The sequence below is a fragment of the Xanthomonas sp. SHU 308 genome (genome assembly GCF_000364645.1).
In the GTDB taxonomy this organism is placed as follows: Bacteria; Pseudomonadota; Gammaproteobacteria; order Xanthomonadales; family Xanthomonadaceae; genus Xanthomonas_A; species Xanthomonas_A sontii.
The window spans coordinates 1-2,749 of sequence record NZ_AQOK01000766.1 but is presented as its reverse complement, the minus strand read 5'-3'; the positions used below and the strand labels follow the sequence as shown (position 1 = coordinate 2,749).

Annotated in this window: 3 protein-coding genes; 2 read left to right on the top strand and 1 reads right to left on the bottom strand. The window is 69.7% G+C overall.

Translation table 11 applies throughout. The annotated features are described in order from the left end of the window. The coding region (locus tag D588_RS0119980) for an MFS transporter (protein WP_017917249.1) at positions 1 to 852 on the bottom strand (852 nt) is incomplete at its 3' end. Between the two features lie 99 nt (positions 853 to 951). Here D588_RS0119980 and D588_RS0119975 point away from each other — a divergent pair. Further along, positions 952 to 1,863, top strand: a complete 912-nt coding sequence (locus D588_RS0119975) for a LysR family transcriptional regulator (protein WP_017917248.1) — start codon at positions 952 to 954, stop codon at positions 1,861 to 1,863. A gap of 277 nt (positions 1,864 to 2,140) precedes the next feature. Then, a partial coding sequence (locus D588_RS0119970) for a porin family protein (RefSeq protein WP_017914120.1) occupies positions 2,141 to 2,749 on the top strand: 609 nt, incomplete at its 3' end.

The window sequence follows — 2,749 nt, the reverse complement described above, 5'->3', positions numbered from 1 at the left end:
CAGCGCCTGCCGCGGGCGGCGGTCGGCCAGACGTCCGCCGAGCACGTTGCCGACGATCATGCCCACGCCGAACACCAGCAGCAGCGGCGACACCGCACTCTCGGAAACTCCAGTGACCTGGGTCAGCAGCGGCTGCACATAGGTGTACACGGCGAACACGCCGGCATAGCCCAGCACCGTCGTCGCCAGTCCCAGCAGCACCGGCGCGCGGCCGACAGCGCGCAGTTCCTCGCGCAGCGGCACGGCCGCCGGTGCGGCGCGGTCGGCCGGCACCAGCGCGGCGATCACCACGGTGGCCAGCGCGCCGATCCCCGCCACCGCCCAGAACGTGGCGCGCCAGCCGTAGTGCAGGCCCAGCCAGGCACCGGCCGGCACCCCGAGCAGGGTGGCGACGGTGAGGCCGGTGAACATGGTCGAGATCGCCGAGGCCTTGCGCTGCGGCGGCACCAGGGTGGTGGCGACCACCGCGCCGACGCCGAAGAAGGTGCCGTGCGCCAGCGAGGTCACCACCCGCGCCGCCATCAGCGCCGCGTAGCTCGGCGCCAGCGCGCAGGCCAGGTTGCCGGCGGTGAACACCAGCATCAGCGCCAGCAGCACGCGCTTGCGCGGCCAGCGCCGGCTGGCCACGGTCAGCAGCGGCGCGCCGACGAACACGCCCAGCGCATAGCCGGAGATCAGCAGCCCGGCGGCGGGAACGCTGACCCGCAGGTCGGCGGCGACCTGCAGCAGCAGGCCCATGATCACGAACTCGGTGGTGCCGATGCCGAAGGCGCCAGCGGTCAGCGCGAACAGCGCGAGCGGCGTGCGCCCGGCAGCGGGCGGATGGGGAGGCGGGGCGAGCGAGGCGGCCATGCGGCGGCTCCGGAAGTGGCGGGAGGACGGCAGCCTAGGCCTGCAGGTTCTCAGCAAAAACAGTAAAAATATTGAACGACTTTCAATGGAATCCACACAATGGACCGGATCGGCGACATCGCCCTGTTCCTGCGCGTGCTCGACCTCGGCTCGATCAGCGCCGCCGCGCGCAGCCTGGATCTGTCGGTGGCGGTGGCCAGCCAGCGGCTGCAGCGGCTGGAGCGCGCGCTCGGCGTGCGCCTGCTGCACCGGACCACGCGGCGCCTGCACCCGACCCCGGAAGGCCTGCAACTGGCCGAGCAGGGGCGGCCGCTGGTCGAGGACCTGGAATCGCTGGCCGGCGGCCTGCGCCAGGCCGGCGCCAGCGCCGCCGGCACCCTGCGGGTGACGATGTCGGCGGCGTTCGGCCGCCTGTATGTGTCGCCGCTGCTGCCGCGCTTCATGGCGCTGCATCCGCAGGTGCGGCTGAGCGTGCACCTCAGCGACAACGTCGTCGACCTGGTCAGCGAAGGCTTCGACCTGGCGATCCGCATCGGCACCCTGCGCGACTCCAGCCTGGTCGCGCGGCGCCTGGCCGGCAATCGGCGCATGCTCTGCGCCTCGCCCGACTACCTGCGCCGCCACGGCACCCCGGCCACGCCGGCCGACCTGGCCGCGCACGCCTGCCTGCTGCTGACCGGCAGCGACGGCCGCCAGGACACCTGGCGGCTGCAGGGACCCGACGGCGAAATCGCCGTCCGCGTGGCCGGGCCGCTGGAGACCAACTTCGGCGAGGTGCTGCGCGATGCCGCGGTCAACGGGCAGGGCATCGCCCTGCATTCGGAATGGCACGTGGCCGAGGACCTGCGGCAGGGGCGGTTGTGCCATGTGCTGGCCGACTACCCGCTGACCGAAACCGGCATCCACGCGGTGATGCCGCAGCGCCGGCTGGTGCCGCCGCGGGTGCGGGCCTTCGTCGAGTTCATGCAGGCCGAGTTGGCCGACCCGCCGCCGTGGGCGCGGCCGCGGTGAGACCTGGGTCGCCCTGCGAGCCGTTGTCTACGACCGCAAACGGTCATCTCCGCGCCGCATTGCGGGATTTCATCAACCTGTATAGGGTGTATCCACGGCCTAGGAGGGGCTGGCGTTGACTTTCACATGTTACGTGCTCGTTAACGCCATCTTCACTATGCCGCGCATAATGTGCGCGGCGATGGCGTGCGGAAACGGCCGTCTGGATGTGACGAGACATCTGTACTGAACCATGCCTCTACCGGTTTCTATCTCCCCGAAACAAGGAGTTGTATTAATGAACAAGAAAATTCTCACCGCCGCGTTGCTGGGCGGTCTGGCCGTCGCCCAGGCAGCGTCCGCACAGGAATTCGACGACCGCTGGTACCTGACCGGTTCGGCTGGTTTCAACTTCCAGGACAAGGACCGCACCACCAACGATGCGCCGTTCGTCACCCTGGGCCTGGGCAAGTTCATCAACCCGAACTGGTCGCTGGACGGTGAGCTGAACTATCAGAACCCGAACTTCGACAAGAACCAGGACCTGAACTGGAGCCAGTACGGCATCTCGTTCGACCTGCGTCGCCACTTCATCCAGGAAGGCCGCGGCTGGAACCCGTACCTGCTGTTCGGCCTGGGCTACCAGCGCTCGGAAGAAGAGTTCGACACCGGCGGTCCGGTCTCCCCGGGCCAGCGCAAGGACGGCAACTTTGCCGCCAAGGCCGGCGTCGGTCTGCAGACCACCTTCGACAAGCGCGTTGCCGTGCGTGCCGAAGTGGCCTACCGCGCTGACTTCGACGATCAGAGCGTTGCCGCTCCGTCGCAGAACTGGTTCGGCGACGTGCTGGCTTCGGTCGGCGTCGTGATCCCGCTGGGCCCGCCGCCGGCTGCCCCGGTCGCCCCGCCA

Bases quoted from the DNA above. Each gene is read 5' to 3' on its own strand.
- D588_RS0119975 (WP_017917248.1), top strand. From the start codon at position 952: ATGGACCGGATCGGCGACATCGCCCTGTTCCTGCGCGTGCTCGACCTC.